At 67.7% G+C, this 25,040-nt stretch carries 22 protein-coding genes and 1 pseudogene; 9 read left to right on the top strand and 14 right to left on the bottom strand.

Annotated elements, in window-relative coordinates:
- Positions 1-90 precede the first annotated feature (90 nt).
- Positions 91-465, bottom strand: a complete 375-nt coding sequence (locus tag C6376_RS31280) for a helix-turn-helix domain-containing protein (protein WP_107446466.1) — start codon at positions 463-465, stop codon at positions 91-93.
- A gap of 371 nt (positions 466-836) precedes the next feature.
- Between C6376_RS31280 and C6376_RS31275 the strand changes: the two genes are divergently transcribed.
- Positions 837-1,532 carry a DJ-1/PfpI family protein gene (locus C6376_RS31275; protein ID WP_107446465.1) on the top strand — a complete coding sequence of 232 codons (696 nt, stop codon included), beginning with the start codon at positions 837-839 and terminating at the stop codon, positions 1,530-1,532.
- Positions 1,533-1,672: 140 nt separating this feature from the next.
- On the opposite strand, the gene C6376_RS31270 is transcribed toward C6376_RS31275, so the two are convergent.
- Entirely contained in the window at positions 1,673-3,619 is a 1,947-nt protein-coding gene (locus tag C6376_RS31270; protein ID WP_107446464.1) for an RICIN domain-containing protein, read from the bottom strand.
- A gap of 1,025 nt (positions 3,620-4,644) precedes the next feature.
- Between C6376_RS31270 and C6376_RS31265 the strand changes: the two genes are divergently transcribed.
- Positions 4,645-4,770, top strand: coding sequence for a helix-turn-helix domain-containing protein (locus C6376_RS31265; protein ID WP_107449302.1), 126 nt, complete (start codon positions 4,645-4,647; stop codon positions 4,768-4,770).
- Between the two features lie 23 nt (positions 4,771-4,793).
- On the opposite strand, the gene C6376_RS31260 is transcribed toward C6376_RS31265, so the two are convergent.
- Positions 4,794-5,675, bottom strand: coding sequence for a radical SAM protein (locus C6376_RS31260; protein WP_107449301.1), 882 nt, complete (start codon positions 5,673-5,675; stop codon positions 4,794-4,796).
- Between the two features lie 286 nt (positions 5,676-5,961).
- Between C6376_RS31260 and C6376_RS31255 the strand changes: the two genes are divergently transcribed.
- The 4 genes from C6376_RS31255 to C6376_RS31240 all read left to right on the top strand — a co-directional run bounded on the left by C6376_RS31255 (position 5,962) and on the right by C6376_RS31240 (position 8,189).
- Positions 5,962-6,342, top strand: a complete 381-nt coding sequence (locus tag C6376_RS31255) for a VOC family protein (RefSeq protein WP_107446463.1) — start codon at positions 5,962-5,964, stop codon at positions 6,340-6,342.
- A gap of 134 nt (positions 6,343-6,476) precedes the next feature.
- Entirely contained in the window at positions 6,477-7,259 is a 783-nt protein-coding gene (locus tag C6376_RS31250; protein WP_107446462.1) for an MBL fold metallo-hydrolase, read from the top strand.
- A 38-nt stretch (positions 7,260-7,297) separates the two neighbouring features.
- Positions 7,298-7,690: a nuclear transport factor 2 family protein gene (locus tag C6376_RS31245; RefSeq protein WP_107446461.1), complete on the top strand. Its 393-nt coding sequence runs from the start codon at positions 7,298-7,300 to the stop codon at positions 7,688-7,690.
- Positions 7,691-7,763: 73 nt separating this feature from the next.
- Positions 7,764-8,189 (top strand): PPOX class F420-dependent oxidoreductase, encoded by a 426-nt coding sequence (locus C6376_RS31240; protein ID WP_107449300.1) that lies wholly within the window; start codon positions 7,764-7,766, stop codon positions 8,187-8,189.
- A 69-nt stretch (positions 8,190-8,258) separates the two neighbouring features.
- Here C6376_RS31240 and C6376_RS31235 read toward each other — a convergent pair whose 3' ends face one another.
- From C6376_RS31235 to C6376_RS31185, 11 genes and pseudogenes are all read right to left on the bottom strand, one after another.
- Entirely contained in the window at positions 8,259-8,774 is a 516-nt protein-coding gene (locus tag C6376_RS31235; RefSeq protein ID WP_107446460.1) for a MarR family winged helix-turn-helix transcriptional regulator, read from the bottom strand.
- A 214-nt stretch (positions 8,775-8,988) separates the two neighbouring features.
- On the bottom strand, positions 8,989-9,444 hold the full coding sequence (locus C6376_RS31230; protein WP_107446459.1) for a hypothetical protein: 456 nt from the start codon (positions 9,442-9,444) through the stop codon (positions 8,989-8,991).
- Positions 9,441-10,177 (bottom strand): annotated as a pseudogene (locus tag C6376_RS31225) ((Fe-S)-binding protein). The gene C6376_RS31230 and the pseudogene C6376_RS31225 overlap by 4 nt, the downstream one beginning before the upstream one ends.
- Positions 10,168-11,079 (bottom strand): amidohydrolase, encoded by a 912-nt coding sequence (locus C6376_RS31220; protein ID WP_107449299.1) that lies wholly within the window; start codon positions 11,077-11,079, stop codon positions 10,168-10,170. The pseudogene C6376_RS31225 and the gene C6376_RS31220 overlap by 10 nt, the downstream one beginning before the upstream one ends.
- On the bottom strand, positions 11,076-12,110 hold the full coding sequence (locus C6376_RS31215; RefSeq protein WP_107446458.1) for an aldo/keto reductase: 1,035 nt from the start codon (positions 12,108-12,110) through the stop codon (positions 11,076-11,078). The genes C6376_RS31220 and C6376_RS31215 overlap by 4 nt, the downstream gene beginning before the upstream one ends.
- Positions 12,107-12,865 (bottom strand): SDR family NAD(P)-dependent oxidoreductase, encoded by a 759-nt coding sequence (locus C6376_RS31210; RefSeq protein ID WP_107449298.1) that lies wholly within the window; start codon positions 12,863-12,865, stop codon positions 12,107-12,109. The genes C6376_RS31215 and C6376_RS31210 overlap by 4 nt, the downstream gene beginning before the upstream one ends.
- A gap of 185 nt (positions 12,866-13,050) precedes the next feature.
- A complete protein-coding gene (locus C6376_RS31205) occupies positions 13,051-13,392 on the bottom strand; it encodes an L-rhamnose mutarotase (protein WP_107446457.1) in 342 nt (113 codons plus the stop codon).
- A gap of 164 nt (positions 13,393-13,556) precedes the next feature.
- Positions 13,557-14,441 carry a carbohydrate ABC transporter permease gene (locus tag C6376_RS31200; RefSeq protein WP_107446456.1) on the bottom strand — a complete coding sequence of 295 codons (885 nt, stop codon included), beginning with the start codon at positions 14,439-14,441 and terminating at the stop codon, positions 13,557-13,559.
- 77 nt (positions 14,442-14,518) lie between these two features.
- Positions 14,519-15,439, bottom strand: a complete 921-nt coding sequence (locus C6376_RS31195; protein ID WP_107446455.1) for a carbohydrate ABC transporter permease — start codon at positions 15,437-15,439, stop codon at positions 14,519-14,521.
- Positions 15,440-15,451: 12 nt separating this feature from the next.
- Positions 15,452-16,816: an ABC transporter substrate-binding protein gene (locus C6376_RS31190; protein WP_107446454.1), complete on the bottom strand. Its 1,365-nt coding sequence runs from the start codon at positions 16,814-16,816 to the stop codon at positions 15,452-15,454.
- A gap of 93 nt (positions 16,817-16,909) precedes the next feature.
- Positions 16,910-18,025: an enolase C-terminal domain-like protein gene (locus tag C6376_RS31185; protein ID WP_107449297.1), complete on the bottom strand. Its 1,116-nt coding sequence runs from the start codon at positions 18,023-18,025 to the stop codon at positions 16,910-16,912.
- 126 nt (positions 18,026-18,151) lie between these two features.
- On the opposite strand from C6376_RS31185, the gene C6376_RS31180 reads away from it, so the two are divergent.
- From C6376_RS31180 to C6376_RS31170, 3 genes are all read left to right on the top strand, one after another.
- Complete coding sequence (locus tag C6376_RS31180; RefSeq protein ID WP_216825626.1) at positions 18,152-18,922, top strand: FadR/GntR family transcriptional regulator; 771 nt, start codon at positions 18,152-18,154, stop codon at positions 18,920-18,922.
- Positions 18,923-19,133: 211 nt separating this feature from the next.
- Complete coding sequence (locus C6376_RS31175; RefSeq protein WP_159083311.1) at positions 19,134-22,298, top strand: DUF1349 domain-containing protein; 3,165 nt, start codon at positions 19,134-19,136, stop codon at positions 22,296-22,298.
- A 219-nt stretch (positions 22,299-22,517) separates the two neighbouring features.
- Complete coding sequence (locus C6376_RS31170) at positions 22,518-24,860, top strand: right-handed parallel beta-helix repeat-containing protein (RefSeq protein ID WP_107446451.1); 2,343 nt, start codon at positions 22,518-22,520, stop codon at positions 24,858-24,860.
- Positions 24,861-25,040 lie beyond the last annotated feature (180 nt).

Here is a 25,040-nt window from a genome sequence, read left to right as displayed (position 1 = left end):
TTCACGACGTTCCGCTCGCCGGTGAGCGCGGCGGACATCCAGTGCGAGGCGAGGTCCTCCTGACGCCGAATGTTCACCTCTGGTGACCGGTCACGGACACTGGCGGGCGTCGTAGCTCTCGCGGGCCGCGAGTACTTCGGAGATGTGGTCCTCGGCCCAGCTGCCCAATGCATGAATCGGGGCGTGCAGGGTGCGACCCAGTGCGGTCAGCTCGTATTCGACCCTGGGTGGCACCTCGGCGTACACGTGCCGGGTGACGATTCCATCCCGTTCCAGGTCTCGGAGGGTCTCGGTGAGGACCTTGGAGCTGATGCCGTCGACGGTGGCACGCAGGTCGCGGAAGCGCATGCGGTCGGCACTGAGGGCGATGACCACCATGGCCGTCCACTTGTTGGCGACGCGAGCGAGTGAGGTGCGGGACGGGCAGGTCGCCGTCATGACGTCGAAGGCCGGAAGCTCTGGCATGCGTGACATCCCCTCATTGGTTACGTGAAGGCGACTGTTTACGGGTGGCTGGTTACCGATGGTGAGTGTAGGGCCCCAGGAGGCAGTACTCGACTGAGCTCGGCCGAGGAGAATCGATCGTGGAGCCCACCACCACGCTCGCCGGCATGTTCGCCGACGACATCGCCGGCGTGACGTGGCAGATCAGCTGGCGTCTCCACGCCGATGAGGCGCATGCAGGCGCGGTTTACGAGGGTGTGGCCGTCCCAGGATCGTCCGCAATGCCGTCGCGGCCGGGGCGCGACGCCGGTAAACCGTCCACAGCAGTGCCGGGAACTACCGGTGGGGCCGAGCCGACCAGTCAGGAGAGAACTCTCACTGGGAGGTAATCCATGGAACGTCGTACTTTCCTGCAGGCGTCCGCGTTGTCGACCGGGCTGGCGGTGGCGGGCGCGCCCCTCGCCTCGGCGGCGTCGCCCTCGGCGGCGTCGCCGTTGCGTGTCCAGATTCTGCTCTACGAGGGTGTGGAGGAACTGGATTCCATCGCGCCTTACGACGTGCTGTCCATCGCCGCCACCATGGGCGGCGCCATCCGGACGACACTTGTGTCGACCGACAAGCCGACCATGGTCACCGCGTCGAGGGGCCTGCGGATCGAGGTACCGCGCGGCTGGTCACCGCAGGACGCCGATGTGCTGATCGTGCCCGGCGGCATGCGGCACGACCAGCCAGGATCGGGCATGCACCGGCTGCTCGCGGACAAGGCGTTCATCCGGCGCCTCGCCGACGTCGAAGCGATCATGGTCGGGGTCTGCACGGGCGTGATGGCCTTGTCGGCGGCCGGATTCACGCGCGGCAGGCCGGCCACCACCCACTCGGACAGCAAGGCCGCACTCGCCGCACAGGGCGCGAAGGTGGTCAACGCGCGCGTGGTCGATGACGGCGACCTCGTCACGTGCGGTGGCATCACCTCCGGCCTGGACGGCGCGGTCTGGCTGGTCGAGCGGTTCCTCGGCGCGAAGTTCGCCAACCAGGTCGAGACCGTATTGGAGTACGAGCGCCGCGGCACGGTCTGGCGCAACTCGTAGCGCAGCTTGACGGGTTGATCACTCCCGGCGACGCTGGACCCAGTCGGCGAACCGGCGGTGCGCGGTCGGAGCGCTGACCCCGAACGAAGTGGGCAGTGCCGAAGAGGCGCACCCCGGTTTGCAGCAATGCGGAGGGCAGGTCAGGACGGGATGATCTGCCATTGCTGCCGTGTCTGTGACGCGTACGGCTGCTGCTCGATGTTGGCTCCGTCAGTGGTGCTGCCCTCGTCGACGCCGAGGGAGAGCCCGCTGTAGCGGTTGATGAGGAAGTAGTTTCCGTCACCGGTGGGCGTGACGGCCCAGTGCTGCTGGGGGGCGCCGGCGTCTCCCCAGATGCCGACGTTGCCGCCGTCCGCGCGGGAGAGATCCGCGACCTCCAGGAGCTTGCCGCTGCCCACACCCTTGATCTTGTAGTAGCCGTCGCCGGTGCTGGTGAAGGTCCACTTCTGGTTCGCCCGGTTGAGCCACGGCCATTGCAGGACGTTCGTGCCGTTGGCGGTGCGCGCGCCCTCCACGTCGGCGACCTTGCCGCTGTGTCGGGCGACCAGCCGGTAGACGGTGCCGTCGCCGGGCAGCGTGCTGGACACCAGCGCAGGCTTGGCCGTCCGGCCGCCGATCCTGACGCCGCCGATGTTGGCGTAGCCGCCGGTGGCCGCGTTGACCTGGATCCGTACGAAGCCAACGTTCCGGGCGGGCCACTCGACCAGCTTGGTCTTGTGGTTGCCGGCCCAGGTGCCGGTGGCGACCTGGGCGAAGGTGACCCCGTCGGTGCTGGTGGAGATGGTGTAGGAGGTGATGTCGCCGTCGGTGGAGTTGGTGCGGTTCCACTGCTTGGGCAGGTACTCCAGGGTGGAGACGTTGCTCCACACGCCGCCCAGGTCGATGGTGATGGACTGCGGCAGCGACAGGCTCCATGTCGACCAGCAGGTCTCGTAGCGGACGTCGCTGAGTCCGTCGATGGCGTGGAGCGGTCCCTCACCGGTGTGGAAGGCGGTCGCATACGCGTTGACCGGTGTGAGGGGGTGCTCGGCGCGCAGCAGCTGGGTGGGCAGCGGCGGCCTGGAGGTGTCGGGGCTCCATGCGGCGCCGACCTCGGCGAGGCGGTTGACGATGTTGGTGTCCAGCAGGCCGTCGCGGTTGGGCGGGCAGTTGAGGATGAAGGAGGTGTACTTGGGTTCCAGGTCGGTGAGGTGGGAGAGGATCGCCGACTTGCTCATGAGGCTTTCGGTCGGGGTGGAGGGGTGCCAGAACCAGCCGTTGCTGATGGTCTGTCCCTGCATTCCGGCGTAGGTGTTGCCCGCCGGCGCCGTGATGCCCAGCGGCTCCTCGAAGAAGATCGCGTCGCTGAGGAAGGGCTCGGTCAGTCCGCCGATGTCGATCATGACGCAGTCCGGCTGCAGTTGCTTCACCAGCGAACGGATCCTCTGGTAGGAGACGGCCTGCTGGCCCATCTGCCATGCGTAACCGTCGGTCATGAACATGTCGATGGTGCCGTAGTTGGTGAGCAACTCGGTGATCTGACCGAGGATGAAGGTCATGTCGCCGGGCTGGATGGCATCGGTGATTTCGAGCCCGGTCACTTTGTGCCGGCTCTCCCATGCCTCGACACCGAAGGTGCGGTCCCAGATCGAGTAGTAGAACCCGACCTTCAGCCCCTTCGCCCGGAAGGCATCGCAGTACGCCCGCACCACGTCCTGCTTGTAGGAGCTGTTCGCGACGTTCTGGGTGCCATGGGCGCTCGGCCACAGGGCGAAGCCGTCATGGTGCTTGGTGGTCAGGATGCCGTAACTCATCTTCGCGGCAACCGCCGCGTCGGCCCACTGCGCGCAGTTGACGCTCGGGGGAGCGAAAAGGGTGGGGCTCTGGTTGGGTTCGGCCCACTCCTGGTTCGTGAACGTGCCCAGGCTGAAGTGGTTGAACATGCCGAACCGCATGTCGACCATCTTGCTCAGGTTGGTCTGTGTGTCTGCGGCGGCCGCCTGCGACAGAAGGCCGGAGAAGCCGGGGACGATCGGCAGGGCGGTCGCGGCGGTTGCCGCACCCGCGGCGCCGAGAAACGTACGGCGATTCATTCTTGATGAGGGCATGGCCCACTCCTGAGGATCGATGGCATTGATCGCGATGACGACGTGCCAGGTGGCAGTCGACGTCGGCCTGGGTGCCGGGGCACGCACGGATTGTCAAAGTGGCTGTGAAACGGTGCTCCGCTGGCACCTGCCAGCTGGGCAGGTGCCAAGTGGAGGGTGACCGCCCGAGGTTGGCGACCGGGCTGTCGTGGGAGGCGTAATCGCCTCGGCGCTGAGAGGCAAGAGGGGCGCGTCGCGGGACGTGGTACCGCTCGCGGGCAGGCCGGAAGCTACCTGGCCAGGTGCGGTCGCCGTCGGCGGTGTCGGTGAAACCGGGATGCGTTGGTCACGGTGCCGGAGGGGCCTGGGCGCGCAATCCGTTGATGAGTAGTGGGACCACACTCAGGAAGGCGGCCGGCACGAGCACTACGGCGCGCCGGGCATCAGGAGCTCCTGCATGGAGAAGGCACGGACGGAGGGCGAAGCCCGCCCTCGGCGGACCGCCATGCCGGCGAGCTTCCCTTCGGTGGCTGACCGGCTCTGACAACGTGCGCTCCTAACTCTTTGCGGGACAACACAGGGTGCTTCGGCTCGACAACCGGGCTGATCACCCTCAGACGGCGAGCAGGAGAGAGGCCACCCGCACGGCGTGTGTTTCGCCGGAGTGACATCGGATCTATTAAGGGGCTTCAATGCAAGGTCTGTCTAGAGGATCGACAGAAGCCCCGTGATAACAGCTGGTGGCGCACTGAGGTCTCAGGATTAAGCCGCCGAGACGCTGGAGGTGAGAGGTCCGATAGGTCGGGTGAATAGGGTGGCTGGGGTCCTTGCGAACGCACCTCCAGACGGGACAGACGCGAGCAACACCAGGACCGCCGCCACGCGCCGCCCGTCCGTAACGACGCGGTAGCCGCCGGTATGGGGCAGCAGCGGGCCCGGGCAGGGTGATGACGCGTCCCCGCGGGGGTCCTGCTCCTGGGTGACGAACTCGCGGCGCGCCGGGTCCCGGGCGGAGTGCTGCAAGTCCCCTTACCAGCGTTGCGGAGATCCCCCCACGCGTCGAATACCAGCTCACCCCTCTGGGTGAGGGGCTGCGTGACGTCCTGGACGCCATGGGCACCTGGGCTCAGGCGGTCCCCGGCCCCGACCCCGAGCCCGACGCCATCGCCTGACCCTCCCGCTCGACGCGACGCGCTCACGCAGAGTCCGTCAGTCTCTGCTGCAAGGCGTCGTTGTCGTCGTGGTGGACGACCTCGTCGAAGCGCAGCCGCAGCCCATGCTTGGCGAGGAGGTCCGCCACGATTGCGTCGAGCCGTTCGCGGTGTTCCTTGGTGCGGGCCTGTACGTATGCCTCGCGTACCTCGTCGGGTTCGTCGGCGAGGACCTGGTCCATGCGCTCGCGGATGTACCGCTTGAGATTGATGTGTTCCATGAACACCTCGGTGATGCCGGCTTCGACGAGCTGCCCGAAGAGGTGGTCGAGGAGTTCGGGCTGGGTGGCGAAGTGGGGCAGGAGCGGGCCGACGAAGGCGAAGGTGGGGATGCCGGCCTCGCGCAGTTCCGCGAGAGTGCGCAGGCGGCGGGAGGCGAGCGGGGCACGCACCTCCAGCCAGCGACTGACCTTGTCGTCAGCAGTGGTCACGGTCATGCCGACCTCCGCCCGGGGCAGGCTGGCGAGCAGATCGATGTCGCGGATGACGACCGGCGACTTGGTCAGGATGCGGACCAGACCCGGATACTCGACCGTTCTCAGCTCGCGCAGGACGCCGCGGGTGAGCCGGTACTTCGTCTCGTGGCCCTGGTAGGGGTCGGTGACCGAGCTGAGCAGCATCGTGCCGTGGCGCTTGTGCTCAGGCATCTTGGCCAGCTCCTTGTGGGCCAGTTCGACGGCGTTCTTCTTCACGTACAGGTAGTCGCCCCACTCCTTGACCGACCGGCCGAACTGCCGTCCCGCGAAGGACGCGAAGCAGTACGCGCAGCCCAGCACGCAGCCGGTGTAGGGGTTGATGACGTAGTCATTCGACGGGGTGTTCGACTTCTGGATCAGGGTCTTCGCCTCGATCTCGACGGGTTCCATGACGGGTTCCTCTCGGCTGTCGGCCGCCCCCACCAGGGCGGCCTGGTCCCTCTGCTGTCCGCGGGGCCAGGCGGCTGGGCGCCAGTAGACCCGCATCACACGGAACAATAATCCCTGGAAGTTGATTCCATGGAATCTAAATGGTTTGCTGAGCGGCAGTTGATCCAGGGCTTGCTTGCCCCGGCAGGTCGGTCTGGAGCCATCCCGCCGGGTAGCAGCCGTCCGGATTCAATCCGTCCCAGAGAGTGATCTTTATCCCCGTATGGGGCTGTAAGGAGTGAGTGTGATGACCGTTCCCGCCCTCAATTCGGTCGCCTGGTTCGAGTTCGGCACCGACCAGCCTGAGAAGGTCAAGGAGTTCTACGGCGAGCTGTTCGACTGGAGGTACGTCCTCAACACCAACACCCCGGGCGTGACCTATCACTCGGTGATGACGCCGGGCGCCCAGCAGCCGACGGGCGGCGTGTGGGAGTCGGAGGGCAAGTTCCCCAACTACGCGATCTTCCACGTCCTCGTCCAGGACGTCGCCGCGAGCGTCAAGCGCGCCGGGGAGCTGGGTGCCAAGGTGCTCATGGAGCCCGCCTCCGACTCCGCGGGCTTCACCTTCGCCCGGCTGCAGGACACGGCAGGAAATCACTTCGGCGTGTTCTCCGTACCCGCCCCGTGACCGGATCTGCAGGTCGCCGCACGGCACGCGCCGGATGGCCGGCCGTGTAGCGGGGCCAGCGGCCCGTCTCCTTCCGCCCTGCCGGAGCCACCCGCAGGGCCGCGTCTTCACTGTTCCCCGACCGGGAGGTCCCGATGTCCGGCGCCAGCGCCACCAGCGAAACGATCCCCGTCCGCGTCTACGGCGGTCCGACCACCGTGATCGAGTACGGCGGGCTCAGGTTCGTCACCGACCCGACCTTCGACCCGCCGGGTGAGTACCTCATGCCCCTCCCCGGCGACCGCAAGCTCGTCAAGACCGAGCCGTCACCTGTCACCGCCGCCGAGCTGGGCCGCGTCGACGCCGTTCTGCTCTCCCATGATGAGCACGACGACAACCTCGACAACGCTGGCCGCGCCTTTCTGCCCGAGGTGCCGGTCGTCTTCACCACGGTCAGCGGTGCCGGTCGTCTGGGCGGCAACGCGCAGGGGCTGGGCTTCTGGCAGAGCGCTGAGCTCAAGCGGCCCGACGGCGGCACCGTCACGGTCACCGGTCTGCCCGCCCGGCACGGCCCAATCGGCTGCGAACCGATTTCCGGCGACATCGTCGGCTTCATGCTCACCTCCGACGACCTGCCCTCGGTCTATGTCAGTGGAGACAACGCCGCCCTGGAGCACGTCAGGGAGATCGCCGAGAAGTTCGCCCCGGTGGACACCGCGGTCCTCTTCCTCGGCGGTGCCCGCATGGCCTTCGCCTTCGACAACGCCCTGCTCACCCTCGACAGCGCTCAGGGCGCCGAGGCCGCGAAGATGCTCGGTGCCCACCGGGTCGTCCCCGCCCACTTCGACAGCTGGGCCCACTTCAAGGAAGGCCGCCACGAGATCGAGGCCGCGTTCACCGATGCCGGACTGGCCGACCGTCTCGACTTCGCCCGATAGCCACCACCCCCGCACAAGGCACCCGTGGAGCAAGCACCATGACCAGCGCGAACATCGACATCGCCCGCACCTACTTCCAGGCCGTGCAGACGGGAGACATGGCCACCCTCGGCGAACTCCTCGACGAGGCGATCGTCTGGCACCAGCCCGGCGCCAACCAGTTCTCCGGCGAGCACAAGGGCCGCGACGCCGTCTTCCAGATGCTCGGCAGCATGATGGAAACCAGCCGGGGCACCTTCGCCATCGACAAGATCCACACGCTCATGGCCAACGACGACCTGGTCGCCGCCACCATCCACTTCAGCGGCCGCCACGACGACGCGTCGATGAGCATGGACGGCGTCGACCTCCTGCGCATCGAGAACGGCAAGATCACCGAGATGTGGCTCTTCTCCGGCGACCCGGCCGCCGAAGACGCCTTCTGGGGCTGAGCCCCGGGTGTCCGAGGCCGACTCGGCCTCGGACACCCACGAGCCGATCCGCACGAACGCGAAAGGCACCCACATGCGGAAGATGACCGGGCAGCAGTGGCGGGCGTTCGTCACGCATGGCACTCGCACCGGCAAGTTGTCGACCGTCCGCGCCGACGGCAGCCCCCACGGGACACCGGTCTGGTTCCTCCTCGACGGCGACGACATCGTGCTCACCACCGAGAAGGACGGGGTCAAGGGCCGCAACCTCGCCCGTGACGGACGGTTCGTCCTCTGCGTCGACGAGGACCGGCCACCGTACGCGTTCGTCCTGCTCCAAGGACGCGCCGAGATCTCCGAGGACCCCGAGGACATGCTGCGCTGGGGTGGTCTCCTCGGTGCCCGCTACATGGGTGACGACCGCGCGGAGGAGTACGCCGCTCGCAATGGCGGCCCCGGCAACCTCCTTGTCCGCGGCCACATCGACAAAGTCATCGCCTTTGACGGCATCGCCGACTGACCCGTGGGCTGATGGGCCGGCGCCCGGCCCCGGCCCATCAGCCCACGGGCCTTGCGGAGGCGTGGTAGCTCACGATGCCGACCGGCCAGGCTGCTTCGGCGCCCGCATACCCGGCACCGGTGTTTGCCCGGCGGCCTTCCGCTCCGCATCCAGGGCGCGTCCGGCCGCCCGCAGTGTGCTGAGGACCCCCGTCACCTCGCGCACGGAGTTCCCGGGAATGACCGACCCGATACGCAGCTCTAGTTCGTCCTCGAAGACCTTCAGCGCGTCGTCCACGAGCTTCCGCCCCTTAGACGTCAGCTCGACGATCGAGGAACGGCGGTCGTTCGGATTGGCCCGCCGCTCACACAGGCCCGCCACCTCCAGACGGTCGACCACCTTGCTCGTGCCGCCCACCGTGATCGAGAACTCCTCCGCGATGTCCTGGATCCGCGGCCCGGGCCGCCGCAGCAGCAGGTGCAGTACTTCGAACGAGGTCAGCGGCAGGTCATACTCGGCCCGCAACCGCCCTTCGATGCCATTCCACAGCTCGATCTCCAGCGAGACCAGCTCCCGGTACAGCAGCCTCAGGTCAGCGTCAGCCATACTCATCTTCCGAAGAATTATCTTCCGTGGATGTTTAATTGTAGGTCATTGCAGTGGTCCATCGAGCGGCACCGACGTCGTTGAGTGCAGCGGATCGACTCTGAGGAGTTCTACGGCCCGCCGAAGGCATGCCCGCAACCAGAAGGGCAGGATCAGCGCGGGCGCCGCTGGCCCCGGCAGGGCATCCAGGCCGATGCGACACCCCACACACCTGCTACCTGCCGAGCGGGGCCTGCTTCGGCAGCGTGCGGACCGTGGCACCGCAGTCGGAGAGCTGTCGGCGCAGATAACTGTTTTTCATCGTGGCCTGGTGCAGGGCGCCGACCAGCGCCTCGACGTCGGCCTTGGGCTGGGCGAGCTCTGCGGCGTCCGCGGCCCGCAACTTCTTGAGCCGCCGGACCTGCTGGCGCAACAGCCTCTCGTTATCCGGTGTCTGCCCGCGGGCGCGGACCTTCTCGTAGAAGTCGTTCTTTTCTTCCAGCCGCAGGAGACGGTGGTCGAGGTGACGCAGGGTGCGGCGCTTGCCGGGACAGGCGGCTGGCGGTCGTCGCCGAGATGGTGCCGGTGGCCGGCGCAGGTTCGCGCGCAGCCGGGTGTCGGCGAGCGCGGCGCGCGCCGCCTCGGGAAAGGCCGGGGTGCCCAGCCATACGACGTTGTCGGCGCCGCTCACCGTACGTCCCCTTCCGTGGAGGCCAGGATCTCGGCCAGGTGCATCGTCCCGACGCCGGTACGCAGCCGGGACAGACCGCCGCCGATGTGCGTCAGGCAGGAGTTGTCGCCCGCGCACAGGTACTCGGCGCCGGTACCCAGGACATGGCGTGTCTTGTCGGCCGGCATGGCGTTGGACACGTCCGCGTTCTTGAGCGCGGAGGTGCCGCCGAAGCCACAGCAGGACTCGGCGGGCAGTTCGACCAGGTCGATGCCCTTCACCGCGCGCAGCAGCCTGAGCGGCCGGTCGCCGACGCGCAGCATGCGCAGCGAGTGGCAGGTCGGGTGGTAGGTGACCCTGTGTGGGAAGTACGCGCCGACATCGGTGACGCCGAGGACGTCGACGAGGAGTTCCGACAGCTCGTACACCGTCGGCACCACCCGCTCGACCGCCTCGGTGAGCGCGGGGTCCCCCAACTGGGCGGCCACCACCCGGTGATGGTCGCGGACCATGCCCGGCAAGAGCCGGAAGGGGTGACCACGGCGTCCTAACCTGCGAAGACCTCCGCGAAACGGCGCACCATGGGCAGGGTCTCGGGGCGGTAGCCGGTGTTGAAGTGCACCTGACCGCAGCAGGTCTGGCCCTGCGGGAACTCCACGGTGTGGCCGAGCTGTTCCAGTAGTTCGGTCACCGCGCGGCCGGTGTGGGGGAACATCATGTCGTTGAAACAGGTGATGAAGAGAGCTACGCGCATGGTGCTTCCTGAGGAGCCGGGGAGCCGGTGACGGTCAGTCCGTAGGTCCGCAGGGCGGTTCCGGTGAAGACCTCTCGGCGTTCGGCAGGATGGAGTGCTGCCGTCAACTCCTGTGCGGCGGCGACGACTTCGGCGTAGGTGGCGGCCAGCCGGCAGACGGGCCAGTCGGAGCCGAACATCAGCCGCCGCGGTCCAAAAGCGTCCAGCACTGTGTCCGCGTACGGCCGGAGGTCCTCGACGCTCCACTGGCCCCAGTCGGCCTCGGTCACCATGCCGGAGAGTTTGCAGACGGTGTTGGGCAGCGAGGCCAGCAGGCGCACCGCGTCCGCCCACGGCCGCAGTTCGCCCGAGGCGATGGGGGGCTTGCCCGCGTGATCGAGTACGAAGGTGAGGCTGGGAAGCAGTCGGGCGGTCTCATGGGCGGCCGCGAGCTGGTGGGGCCTGACAACCAGGTCGTACACGAGCCCTGCCTCGGCCACTGCGGCGAGCCCACGCAGCACGTCCGGCCGCACCAGCCAGCGAGGATCGGATTCGCCCTGCACCTGGTGGCGGATGCCCACCAGGTGCTCGCCACCCGGCCCCTCCCGCAGCGCCGCGAGCGCGCGGGCGACATCCGGGGAGGTCAGGTCGGTCCAGCCCACGACGCCGGCCACCAGGTCGCTGTCCTGGGCCAAGGCCAGGAACTCGGGCGTTTCCTCCGGTACATCGATCGTCTGGACCAGGACCGTCGCGGTGACGCCGGCGGCCCGGGTCTCCGGCTCCAGGTCGGCGAGCGTGAAGTCGCGGCGCAGCGGGGCGAGTTCCTGTCCGATGATCCAGTCCTGGTCGCGGAGGGAGAGGTCCCACACGTGGTGGTGTGCGTCGATGACGCCCTCAGCGTTGTTCGCCTCCGTGGCGGTCACCCCCACGACTCCTCCTTCGGTCGATCGGTCTCTTCGACCGGTGGGGCGGCAGGGACGGGGACGTGCGGGGGCAGCAGCCCCTCGGTGCGCAGTCCGTCCCAGACCGCGGCCGGCATCGTTCGCCGCAGCTGATCCACTGTGTCGCGGACCTCCTCGGCGGAACGAGCTCCCGACAGTACGCTCGCGACCGCCGGATGGCCGAACGGGAAGCGCAGAGCGGCCGCGCGCAGCGGTACGCCGTGGCGTTCGGTGACCGCCTTCATGCGCACCGCCCGGTCCAGCACGTCTACCGGGGCAGGCACGTAGTCGTACATGGCCCCGGGTTTCGGGTCGGTGAGCAGACCCGAGTTGAACACCCCGCCGACGATGACACACCTGCCGCGGGCGGCGGCCTCCGGCAGTACTTCAGCAAGCCCCTCCTGCTCCAGCAGGGTGTAGCGGCCTGCGAGCAGCACCACGTCGATGTCGGTCTCGCGCAGGAAGCGGGCAGGGAGCGCGCACTGGTTCACTCCGATGCCGATCGCCTTGACGACGCCTTCACCGCGCAGCCGTTCCAGCGCCGGGTATGCCTCGGTGAGAGCCTGCTCGGCGTGGTGGTCCGGGTCGTGCAGCAAGGCGATGTCCACCCGGTCCAGGCCGAGGCGGTCCAGGCTCGCTTCCAGGGAGCGCAGGACTCCGTCGCAGCTGAAGTCCCACACTCGCCGGTGGGTATAGGGCACAGCGAAGCCCTGGGCGAGATCGTCGCCGCGTCCACCCTCCGGGTTGGGTTCGAGCAGCCGCCCGACCTTGGTGGAGACGGTGTACGTGTCGCGGTCGCGTCCGCGCAGCGCGGCGCCCAGGCGTCGCTCGGACAGCCCGAGTCCGTAGTGCGGGGCAGTGTCGAAGGTGCGTACGCCCGCGTCCCAGGCCGCCTCCACCGCGGCGAACGCGGCCTCGTCGGTGACCGGGCGGAAGAGGTTGCCGATGCCGGCGGCCCCGAACGACAGCTCGGTGATCCTGGCACCGGTGCCGACCGGCGTCGTCGCTCTCATGCGCCGACCGCCGGGCGCAGCCGGAGCCCCTGCATGCCACCGTCGACGGCGAGGGCGATGCCGGTGACGGAGGCCGCGGCGGGGCTCGCCAGGTAGACCACGGCCGCCGCCACCTCGTCCGCGGTGACCAGGCGGCCCAGGGGCTGGCGTGCGTCGAGGGCGGCGCGTTCCGCCTTCGGGTCGTCTGCGGCGTCCAGGAGCCGGGTCACCCAGGGGGTGTCGGCGGTGCCGGGGTTGACACAGTTGACGCGGATACCCTCACGGACGTGGTCGGCGGCCATCGCCAGGGTCAGCGACAGCACCGCACCCTTGCTGGCGGAGTACAGAGCGCGCTGAGGGAGGCCCGCGGTGGCCGCGATGGAGCAGGTGTTGACGACCGCCGCGTGTGACGAGCGCCGTAGATACGGCAGGGCGGCGCGGGTGGTGCGCACCGTTCCGAGGACGTTGACGTCGAGGACGCGGTACCACTCATCGTCCGGATTGTCCTCGACGGTACCGACGGCGCCGATGCCTGCGTTGTTGACCAGGATGTCCAGGCCACCGAGCTGTCCGGCAGCGGTCTCCACAGCGATGCCTACCGAAGCGTCGTCGCTGAGGTCGGCCTTGATGGAGATCAGCGGCTCGGGGGCGCCGGAGGGGGCGAGGTCGAGGACGGCCACCGTGGCGCCGTGCCCGGCCAGTATCCGGGACGTGGCCAGCCCGATGCCGGACGCGCCGCCGGTGACGACGGCCTTGAGCCCTGACAGGCCGCTCATGCTGGTCAACTTGCTCAAGGGGGCCCGGTCGACACCGTCCGAGGCGAGGAAGGCGCCGTCGATGTCGGAGGTCACGGAGGACAGATCCAGCGGTCGGCCCTCCTCGGTGCGGACGGCGGGCCGCTCCTCGCCGGCTGCGCCGACTCGTTGAAGTCTCACTGGGCGTCTCCTTGACATGGGTGTTGTCAGGTGGCTGTCGCCGAGGGGGTCAGATGCCAGATTTCGGTCAGGTCCGACCAACTGCCCCCGGTGCCGGTATCTGCCCAGGGCTCCTGACATGGTCCGGTGAGCTTCCACCAGGCTTGGGTGGCTGCGTCGGCGCCGATCGCGGCCATGTCGGCCTCGAAGTCGTCGCCGTGGTACTCGAAGTAGCCGAACAGCGTGTCCTCGCGCAGAAAGATGCTGTAGTTGCGGATGTTCGCGGCTCGCAGCGCGGCCTCGACGCCCGGCCAGACCGCGGAGTGCAGGCGCAGATACCGCTCACGGTGCTCGGGCCGCAGGCGGATCGTCTGGGCAACGCGTTTCATCGGGGTCCTTCCGTGAGTGTGGGCGGCGTTGCGGGACAGCCCGCCATGGGCCTGCCTGGTGACGCACTGGCGTGGCTGTCCGCACGGCGTGGGGCTTGGCACGACGCCGACGTCAGGGAACGCCGGTTGAATACGACGGCGGCGCCGAGGGGGCGGCTGCCGCCTCACTCCTTCGTCGCGCCGGCGAGCATGCCGGACACGAGAGCGCGTTGGGAGAAGAGGAAGACGATCAGAACGGGGACGATGGTCACGAGCGTGGCCAGGGCCAGTTCGGGTCGCATGATCTGGTTGCCCGTGCCGCTGGAGGTGTTGAACAGCGGCGAGGCGGCGAGCAGGTTGTTCAGCCCTACCTGCGCCGGATATTGGGAGCTGTCGGGCAGCATCACGAACGGCAGGAAGAAGTTGTTCCAGTTGCCGACGAAGTTGAAGAAGCCGACCAGGGCGATCACGGGCTTGGCCAGCGGCATCGCGATGAGACGGAAGACCTGCCACTCCGAGCAGCCGTCGATGCGAGCTGCGGCGAGCAGGTCGGAGGGGACGTTGGAGGAGAAGTAGATGTAGGTGAGGTAGACCCCGAAGGGGAAGAAGGAGAAGGGCAGGATCACCGACCAGATCGTGCCGTCCAGGTGCACGGCGTTCATCCCCAGGTACAGGGGCAGCACCATCGCGGCCGTCGGCATGAGCATCACGAGCATGGTGATGGTCAGCAGCATCCGTCGCCCGATGAACTGGGTGAGAGCCAGCGCGTACCCGGCGGGGATCGACGTCACGAGGGTGATGGCCAGTGCGCCGAACGTGTAGAGCGCCGAATTCAGCAGCCAGGTGAGGATGGCGCCGTCCTGGAAGGCGTAGAGGTGGTGCCAGGCGTCGGCGACCGCGGTGAGGGAGCCGAAGGAGAACGGGTTGTCCCGCACGATCTGACTGTCGGTCTTGGTCGGCGCCAGCAGGAGCCACACCACCGGCACACAGAAGAACAGCGCGGACAGGCCCATGACGATGAGCCAGGCCAGCCGGGCGGCCAGTGAGCTTGGGCGGCGCTTCCGGCGCATGGGCTTCCTCGGGCGGGTGCGGGCGCCGGTCGTGCGGGGTGGCGGGGTTCGGCGGGCTGTGGTCGTGGGAGCTGTGGTCATCCTTCGTCCCTGTCGAACAGGCCGGTACGGAAGACGACGAGCGCTGCGCAGGCGAGGCCCAGGATGAGGAGGTCGACGGAGAGCGCCGCCGCGCCGTTGAAGTCGCCTGCCTGGAAGGCGTACTGGTAGGAGAGCTGGTTCGGTGACCAGCTGTCGGGGATCATGCCCCAGCTGGCGAGGGAGACCAGTTGCGGCTCGACGAAGAGCTGGGTGCCGGCCGCGAAGGCCAGGATCAGCATGTACGCGATCCACTTGGTGATCATCGGGATCTGGATGCGCAGGGCGATCTGGAGCGTGCTTGCGCCGTCGATGCGGGCGGCCTCCAGGATTTCGTCGGGGATGCTGTTGAGCGCGCCGTACATGACCACGATCCAGCCGCCGGCCCCGGTCCAGAAGGCGATGACGGTGAAGAGCACCGGCAGGTGACCGGGGGCGTTGACCTGGGCGAGGGTGTTCCAGCCGAAGCCCTTCAGCAGCCAGCCGACGGGACTGGCAGCCGGGTCGAGGAGGATCAGGAAGAGCAGTACGCTCGCCACCCCGGCGAGGGCACCCGGCAGGTAGAACAGGAACCGCAGGCTGGTGGAGGTCCTGCGCATGCGGCCGTGCAGCATCAGGGAGAGCAGCACCACCAGGATCATCAGGCTGGCCAGCCAGACCACCAGGTACAGGCCGATGTGGAGGAAGGCCGGTCCGAAGCGGTAGTCGGTGAACGTCCGGGTGAAGTTGCCGATTCCGACGAGCTGGTTGCGGGAGTTGGACAGCGCCAGCCACACCGCGTAGCAGGTCGGCAGGACGCCGAAGGCGAGTAGGAGGAGGACGTAGCCGGAGACGAAGACGTAGCCGGCGCGTCCGACCGGGTTGCGGGCCGAGCGGCCGCCGCGGCGGCCGCTCCGCTCCGTTGCGGGGTGGGTGGTCATGGGTCCGCTTCGCTAGTTGACGGTGTAGCCGAGGGACTTGGCCTTGTTGGTGATGGCCGTCTGCCAGGTGTCCAGGGTGTCGGTGAGGGTCTTGCCGGAGTTCAGGGCGGGGACCACGGTGGAGGAGTAGATGGCTTCCTGGCTGTACTGGGTGGCGGACCAGCCGGGCCAGATCAGTTCCGCGGATTCCTTGAAGACGGGGCTGACGTCCTCGGCGAAGTAGCCGGTCTTCTTCTGGTTGGCGAGCCAGGTGACCGCGGCCTTCTTGTACGCGGGGTAGGTGCCCGCGGTGCCCTGGTAGGCGTCGGAGGTTGTCATCCAGGTGACCAGGTCGGCGGCCGCCTTGAGGTTCTTGCTGTGGGAGGAGATGAACCACAGTCCGCCGCCGACGTTGCCGGTGTAGTTCTTGGCGTCAGCCTCGAACTTCAGCGGGGAGGCGGCGGCGATCTGTCCTTCGGGGGTCTTGAAGGTGGAGTTGAAGAGCACCTGGCCGAACCAGGAGGGGCCGGGGAGCATCAGGACCTTGCTCGCCTGGTTCTTGATGAAGCCGGCGCTGAAGACGGTGTCTTTGGAGACCGAGCCCTTGGCGATCAGGGTGTCGAGCAGCTTGGCCATCCGGGTGCACTTGGCGTCCTTCAGGTCCACCTTCACCTTCTTGGCGCCGGTAGTGGTGCTGGCCGTGCACTGGCTCGCCCAGAAGTACACCTCGGGGCTCCAGGCGTCCCCGGCGGTGCCGACCAGATAGCCGGGGTGCTCCTTGGCGACCTTCTCGCCGAGTGCCTGGTACTCCTCCCAGGTGGTCGGGATCTTGTACCCGAACTTGTCCATGAGGGACTTGTTGTACCAGAGCACGTTCTGGGCCAGGTCGTTGCGCAGGCAGTAGGTGTTGCCGTTGAAGGTGCAGGGATTCAGCGCGCCGTCCGCGAAGCCCCCCAGCGTGGACTGGGAGATCACGTCCTGGTTGACGGGCGCGGCATAGGGGGACTTGCCCTGGGACGCCCAGGTGCCGTCGTTGACGTTGGCGCTGAAGGCGACGTCGGGCCAGCCGCTGCCGGTGCGATCGAACAGCTGGACCTTGGTCTGGAGGTCGTTGGCGCCGTTGGCGTCTCCGCTGTACGTGACGATCTTTATTTTCACGTCCGGGTGGGCCTTCTGGTACGCCTGCACGCCGGGGACACGGGTGGCGTCCGCCCAGACAGTGATCTCACTGCCCTGCTGCTGAGCCACGGGCTTGAAGGCCGCCGGGGAGGACGTCGCGGGGGGTGTGGGGTCCGCGCTGCCGCAGGCGGCGAGAGCGAGCAGGGAGACGGCGCCCAGGACGGCGACGGCCGTGTGCCTGAGCCGGCGGCGGGAGGAAACCGGAACGTCGTCGTTCATGTCTGACCTCAGATCTTGGGAAATGGCGCACAGCGGGAGAGGTGCCGCGTTCGGGGTGTTCGAGACAGGCCGTCGGGCCTGGGGCTCCGGTCATCAGGCTCGGGGCGGGGTGACGGTGTCCTCGTCGACAAATTTCTGAAGGGCGGGAGGGTAGTCCAGACCCGCCGGAAGGGCGACGCCCGGACCGGTGGGGGCATGAACGAGGCCGCGGGCGTCGATGCCGCTCTCGCGGCTGATGGGGTTGCCCATGACCAGCGACTCGTAGTAGGTGGTGTTCGAGATGGCCATGCACAGGTGCCGGTTGGGGATCTCCGGCCCGTGCACCTCGGCGCGCAGTCGGTAGGCGTCGGCGAGGTGGGCGGTGCGCATGGCGCCGGTGAAGCCGCCTCGCAGTTGTGTGGAGGCGCGGACTCCGAAGGTGGCGGCGCCGGCCTGGATGAAGTCGGCCGAGTTCATGTGCGCCCCGTCGGAGGTCTCGGCCACAAGGAGGGGAACGGCCACCGCGGCGGCGAGGCGCTTGTACGCGGTGACGCTGAACTCCCTCATCGGCTCCTCGTACCAGAGGTAGCCGGCGTTTGAGAGAGCGTGCCCGAGATAGATCGCGTCGGGGAGGTCGAAGCCCGCCGACCCGTCGAACATCAGCGGGATGTCGTCCCCCACATGCTCGCGCAACGCCACCGACAGGCGGGCGTCGCGGCGGGCGTCACCCCAGGCGTGGAGCTTGATGGCGGGGTAGCCGAGCTCCAGGGCCTGGTCGGCGATGTCCAGGTACTCCTCGACCGAGGAATAGGTGACGGTGGAGGCGTAGGCGGGTATCGAGGTGCGGTATCCGCCGAGCATCTGCCAGGTGGGCCGGTCGGCGAGCCGTCCGGACAGGTCCCACAGCGCGGTGTCGACCAGACCCAGCAGATAGAGCGGGAGCTCCTCCGTGCGGTCAAGCTCCCACATGCGGTGCCAGAGCCATTCCCGCTGCAGGGGATCCTGCCCCACCAGCTCCTTGCGCAGTACGCGGTCCAGCAGGTCCGCCAGGATGACACCGCTGCCGCGCCGGGGGGACATCGCCACCCCCTCTACCCCTTCGTCCGTGCAGATGCGCAGCACCGCGGCCTCGCCCTCGGACGGGCTGCCCAGGAGTCCGTCCCGCCAGACGAAGGATGGACTGGCTCCCGGCACCCGGACCGGATGGCACTCGACTTCGGCAATGCGCACGGCTTGCACCCCTTGTGGCGGGAAGTACTGCTGCGAAATTTCCGTGTAACGTAAGTCGTCATACGAATGCTGTCAAGGAGTTTCCGCGCAGTAGACTCGCCGTCATCGCACATCAGCAAGGGGGACATGATGGCTAAGGAGAGCGCCGACGGGACGGGAGAGCCTCCTGTCCTCAAGCCCTGGCCCAAGCGTCCGGCCCGCCTGGCGCAGGCCGTCATGGAGAGCCTGACCGACACGATCGTGTCGGGCGCCATTCCGCCAGGGTCGACCCTGCCGGTGGAACCCGAGCTCTGCGAGACATTCGGCGTCAGCCGGATCACCGTCCGCGAGGCGGTCAAGTCGCTGGAGGCCAAGGGGCTGGTCCAGGCCCGGCAGGGCTACGGCACCACCGTCACCCCACCCGAGGAATGGAACCTCCTCGACCCCGTCGTGCTCGCCGCGACCGTCCAGCATGACGACCAGCTCGTCATCCTCGACCAGTTGGTCGACATCCGGTCGACGCTGGAGGCCCAGATGACAGCCCAGGCCGCGGAGCTGGCCACCGACGACGACCTGAGAGCCGTCGAGCAGTTGCTCGCCCGGCTCGACGAGGAGACCGCCGTCCCGGCACGCTTCATCGAGACCGATGTGGCCTTCCACGACCGGATCCTGCAGGCATCCCACAACAGACTCGGCCGTTCCATCATCCGGATCCTCCACGCCCAGGCGCGCACGACCTTCCTGTACAACGGCACACCGGACGCGACCGCATGCGAGCAGGCCAACGAGGAGCACCGCGCGGTCGCCGAGCGGCTACTGGCCCGGGACGCCGACGGGGCCGCGCAGGCCATGGCGGCACACATCCAAACCGCCTGGAGCCGCCGCCGCCTGCCGAACGTCGGCTCGCCCGCCTCCTAGAGCACCCGCACCGACCGCGCCCCCGAGCCGACAGGCCGGGGGCGTTCGCATGCCCTGACCAACTCCCGCCGAGGCGGCATGCACGATCTATTGACGAAATTCATATGACGACTAATGTTACATCGCCATTTCCCTTCCCCTCCCGTCGCTGGGTTCTTCCCTGCCCGCCGTGGGCACCGCAGGCCCCTCTGAACCACCCGGAAGGTGTCACGTGCGAACAACCCATATGCATCCCGCGGTTCCCCACCGCTTCAGATCATGGCTGGCCACAGCCGCCGTCCTCACCGCCTCGACCGCGGCAGTCCTCACCCAGGCCGGCCCCGCCTTCGCGGCCGGCACGACGCTCTACGCCTCACCGAGCGGCTCCGGCACCGCCTGCTCCGTGAAACGGCCGTGCTCCGTCACCCAGGCCAAGACCAAGGTTCGGGCAACCAACAACTCCATGAAAGGTGACATCACCGTCGAGCTCGCCGACGGCACCTACCGGCTCTCCTCGCCGCTCGCCTTCACCTCGGCGGACTCCGGCACAGGCGGCCACACGGTGATCTGGAAGGCCGCGCTGGGCGCCCACCCGGTCATCACCGGAGCGCAGAAGGCCACTGGCTGGACCGTGCAGGACTCGGCCAAGAACATCTGGAAGGCTGACGTCGGCACCGGCTTCGACACGCGCCAGCTGTACGTCGACGGCGTCCTGGCCACCAGGGCCCGCACCGCGGTCGCCCGCTCGGACCTGACCGCGACCACCAGCGGCTACACCTTCACGAACAGCTCGCTGAGCTACCTCAACAGCCTCTCGCAACCCGGCCGGACCGAGATTCACGGCATCGGATCCTTCACCGACCGCTATGCCCCGGTGACCGGCATCAGCAGCGGCACCATCACCATGGCCCAGCCCTCATGGAACAACAACACGTTCGGCTACGACACTCTGACGAGCCCCTTCCGGGCCGGCCCCCTCTACATTGAGAACGCCTACGAGTTTCTCGACACGGCCGGCGAGTGGTACCTCGACACCGCTACCGGCACCCTGTACTACAAGCCGCTCACCGGCCAGGACATGAGCAAGGCCGATGTCGAGGTGCCGAAGCTGGAGTCGCTCATCAGCGTCGGAGGGACGTACTCCTCCCCCGCCACCCACATCGCCTTCTCCGGGCTGCAGTTCTCGGGCACCAGTTGGCTGGAACCCACCGCCCACGGCTACGCCAGCCAGCAGACCGGCGCTTACCTCTCCGGCACCTGGGACCGCCCGTCGGACGCGCTGACCTCGTGTCAGAGCGGGTGCCGGCTCTTCGAGGCGGCACGCCCTCACTGGAAGCAGATGCCCTCCGCGGTCCAGGTCTCGGCCGCCGACCACATCACGTTCACCGGTAACCGGTTCACCCAGCTCGGACAGAACAGCCTCGGCATCGGCAACGACGCCAACGCCCACACCACCGGCGTCGGGCTCGGTGCCCGCAGCATCACAGCGACCGGCAACGTCTTCACCCAGGACGCGGGGGGCGGCATCGCCGTCGGCGGCGTTCGGGCGGACGCGCACCACCCCAGTGACAGGCGGATGACCAACCGCGACATCACGCTGAGCAACAACCTCATCCATGACGTGGCGCTGGAATACCGTGACATGTCCGCCATCCTCGTCACCTACGTGAACGGCGCGACCGTCTCGCACAACGAGGTGTACAACCTGCCCTACTCCGGCATCACCATCGGCTACGGCTGGGGTGCCAACGACATCGGCGGCAGCCAGGACTACGTCAACCGGGGCCTGTACAGCTACCAGCCCGTCTACACGACCGCGACCACCGCCGCGAACAACCACGTCACCGACAACTACATCCACGACCTCATGCAGCAGATGACCGACGGCGGCTGCATGTACACCCTGTCGGCGTCACCGGGCAGCACCTTCGAACGCAACTACTGCCACAGCAACAACGGCTGGTTCGGCTTCTACCACGACGAGGGCTCCCGGAACTTCACGGACACCAACAACGTCTTCCGGAACACCGGCGAATGGGGCCATGAGAACAGCAGTGCCACCAACAACACCGGCGCCCTGACCCTGACCGACAACTGGACGAACAACAGCTCCGCGAACATCACCAACACCAACGGCCGCGGTGACGTAGTCAGCGGCACCGTCGTCGTCAGCGACGGCAACTGGCCGTCAGCCGCCAAGACGGTCATGAACAACGCCGGTATCCAGCCCCTGTACCGTCCGCTGACCACCGACCCGGTCAGCTCCCCCTACAGCGCCTACTCCTCCACCCCCGCCAACACCGGCCAGAGCGGCGCCCACTTCACGATCACCGACGCGGGCAAGGACATCTGGGGTGCCGGCGGACAGCACGACGACGAGTACGGCACCGTCTTCCGAAACGGGGCAGCTGTCGACGGCACGTCGGTGACCGCCCGGGTCGACAACCTGGACAAGACCAGCGGCTGGGCCAAGGCCGGCGTCGTCCTGCGCAACGACCTCACGGGCAACGGCTCCTCCGCCGGCTACGCGGCTGTGGTGGTGACCCCGAACAACGGCGTCAGCTTCCAGCGGGACTCCAACGCCGACGGCTACCTCGACCAGCTCACGTCCACCGCTGCCACCATCAAGGCACCGGTCTGGCTTCGGCTCACCCGCACTGCCACCCAGGTGTCCGCCTCCTACTCCACCGACGGATCCACCTTCACTCAGGTCGGCTCGACGGTGACCCTGCCGTCCATGGCGACCACCCAGGATGCCGGTGTCATCCACACAGCCCACAGCACCACCGCCGGCAGCGCGACATTCAGCAACCTGCGCATCGTCACCTCTCCCTACAGGGCATACAGTTCGATTCCGGCCGCCGTCAGCGAAAGCGGCGGAGTGACCTCCCTGACCAGCGCGGGCATCGACATATGGCGCTCCGGCACGGCATACGACGACGAGTACTCCGCCGCCTACCAGACGGGGGCCGCCGGAACCTCCTCGACCGTCACCGTCACCGTCCGCGTCGCCAGTCAGGACAAGACCAACAGCTGGGCCAAGGCCGGCCTGATGCTGCGAAACGACATCGCCTCCGCCGGCTCGTCCACCGGGTACCTCGTCCTCGCCACCACCCCCGGCAACGGAATCACCCTGCAGTCGGACTCCAACGGTGACGGCTACCTCGACACCAACACCATCAAGACCGGAAGCGCCACCGTCGCCCCTGTCTGGCTCCGCCTGGTCAGAAGCGGTACGTCGGTCACCGGCTCCTACTCCGCCGACGGCACCACCTGGACCACTGTCGGCACCTCGACCCTGACCGGGGCGAACAGCACCCTGGACGCGGGCATGTTCTCCACGGCCCACGCCGGAACCATCGGCACCGCGAACTTCAGCCAGTTCTCGGTCAGTTGACAAAGCGGTTCGGGTCACGATCCCCGAAACGAGTTCCGCCTGCCGGTGCGACCTCCGCACCGGCACGCGGAGCACCGTCATGTCCGGGCCGACCTGCTGCGGCATGGCAACGCGCACGCGGCATCGACGGTGCCGCACCCACCCTGCAACGCGCGGAATGTACCGCGCGACCGCTATCTGCGTGCAGCCTGTCCCATACACAAGTCGAAAGTGGAGTTGATGAGCAAACACGGAGTGGCCGCGGGCGCCATGGCGGCGGTCGTGCTGGCTGCTGGGCTGGTGGTCAGTGGTACGGCGGAGGCGGCAGCAGCGTGCACCTTCTACGTCTCCGCGTCGGGCAGCGACGGTAACGCCGGAACCTCATCGGATCGCCCCTGGGCGACCTTAGAACGGGCGCGGGACCACATCCGACAGCACGAGCTCAACAAGGACATGCGGGCCGACATCCGCGTCTGCCTGCGCGGGGGCCGGCATACTCGGACGGCCACCTTCGACCTGGCCGAGGCGGACTCGGGTTCCAACGGGTTCAAGGTCGTCTACCAGGCGTATCCGGGTGAGACGCCCATAGTTGACGGTGGTAAGGCCGTCACAGGCTGGAAGCGGGTAACCGACCAGCCTTACTTCGTTGCCGACGTACCGGAGTCGGCGGGCTACGCCGACTACTTCCGGCAGCTCTACGTCGGCGGTCGGCGGGCTCAGCTGGCGATGGGCAAGGGCATCGTGGGCAGCGGCTTCTTCGATGAGGCATCGATCCCCAACCCGCCGGCCAACCCGGAGCGGCCGACCCGCTCCTACGACGGCGTGCAGTTCCCGGCGGCCGGCGTTCCGGCGTACACCAACGTCCGCGACATTCGGCTGCTGCACATCGGGATCGGCTTCAAGATCGACTACTTCCCCGTCGTGGACATCAGTGCGAGCGGCGCCAATAAGCGGGTGCGCCTGGCACAACCGCACTTCCAGGCGCGGCTGAACCGCGACGACGGCTTCTCGCTGGACTACGACGACACGTACTACGTGCTCAACGCGTTCGAGGAGCTGGACTCCCCCGGCGAGTGGTACCTGAACCGGGCGACGAACAAGGTGTACTACTACCCGCGAGCTGGAGAGGATGTCAACCAGGCCGGGGCGTACGTACCGACGGTGGAGACGCTGGTGAACGTGGCCGGGTCCAGCCCGTCCGCGAAGGCGAGCGCGATCGCGTTCGACGGCATCACGTTCGAGCACGGCAACTGGCTGATGCCTCGCGACCGGTTCATCGGCGGCACGCAAGCGGAGGCGCAGTACGCGGACGACCCCTTCAAGGATCCGAACTACGACGGCTACGGCGGCGAGGTGCCCGGTCAGATCAAGCTGACCAACGCCCGCGACATCACCTTCACCGACAACACCGTGCGCAAGATGGGCAGCGGCGGACTGCAGCTGCTGACCGGAGCAGAGGACGTCACCGTCACCGGCAACCTCTTCCACAACCTGACCGCCGCCGGGGTCATCGCCGGTCGGTGGATGGACGTGCACGTCAACGGCGCCCAGCGCACCAAGAACGTGACGATCAGCAACAACGTCGTGACCGACACCGGTGACGACTTCTTCCCGGCGACCGGGATCAGCCTGATGAACACCTACAACGTGGCAGTCACCCACAACCTCGTCTACGACACCGCATACAGCGGCTTCCATCAGCGCAAGGCGGAGGAGACCAGCCTCCTCGACGCGGTGGACGGGATCGGCAAGACGACGTTCAGCCACAACGAGGTGTACAACGCCACGTCCAAGCAGCCCTGGGGGGTGCACGACTCGGGGGCCGTCTACTCGTTCGGGTCGTGGCCGGGCAGCGAGATCAGTTACAACTACGTGCACCACTCGACGTCGACCGCGAACTACTACAGCGACAACCAGAGTCACCAGACCCGCTGGGACTACAACGTCGGAAAGGGCGGGCGGTTCGATTTCTCCCCGCGTTACCGCCAGCCCCTGTCGGTGTACGCGTCGCACAACTACACCGACTTCGCCGACAACTGGCTCAGCGGGGCCATCTACGACGGCGACGGGCGACCGCACGTGGTGACAGATGGTGCGTGGCCGGCCGAGGCCCGGACCATCATGAACCAGGCGGGCCTGGAACCGGAGTACGCCGCGCTGCGGCGGAAGGTGCCCACGGAGAACCTGGCCGACCACTCCACCGTGTCGCAGCGCAGTGCCTGGAACAGCGACCTCGGCAAGCTTTGGGACGGCGTCACCGAGACCGGCGAGGCCGGCTCCAACGTGAACGAGTCCTGGGTGCAGTTCGATCTCGGCGCCGACTACGAGCGGTTCGCCTTCACCATCCAGCAGGACAACTGCTGCACCTGGATGACCACCCACTGGAAGGTGCAGCGGTGGAGCGCCAGCAAGAACGCCTGGATCGACATCATGCCCTACCAGGCGATCAACACGGCGGCGCCGGTCGTCTACCGACCCTCGGCCAACGTCGCCACCACCAACATCCGGCTCTACGTGCGCAACAGTAACCAGAACGGAAAGGTCGGCGTACAGGAGTTCAGCGCGACCGGCGTGAGGAAGTAGCGGCCTCGACATCACGCGGCGGGCGTGGCGCAGCGGGCGGGTGCACCGAGTCGTGCGCCTGCCCGGCCGCCTTCTGTGGAATCCTCACATCGGGGTTCCCCCGACGTGCGGGATGTGCTGATCAGCGAGTGGGGCTGGTTGACGAGGTATCAGACATCCGCTTACCGACAACGGGCTTGT

The sequence above is a fragment of the Streptomyces sp. P3 genome (assembly GCF_003032475.1).
Taxonomy (GTDB): domain Bacteria; phylum Actinomycetota; class Actinomycetes; order Streptomycetales; family Streptomycetaceae; genus Streptomyces.
The sequence above is the reverse complement of the archived record's forward strand: the minus strand, read 5'-3'. Positions and strand labels throughout refer to the sequence as shown.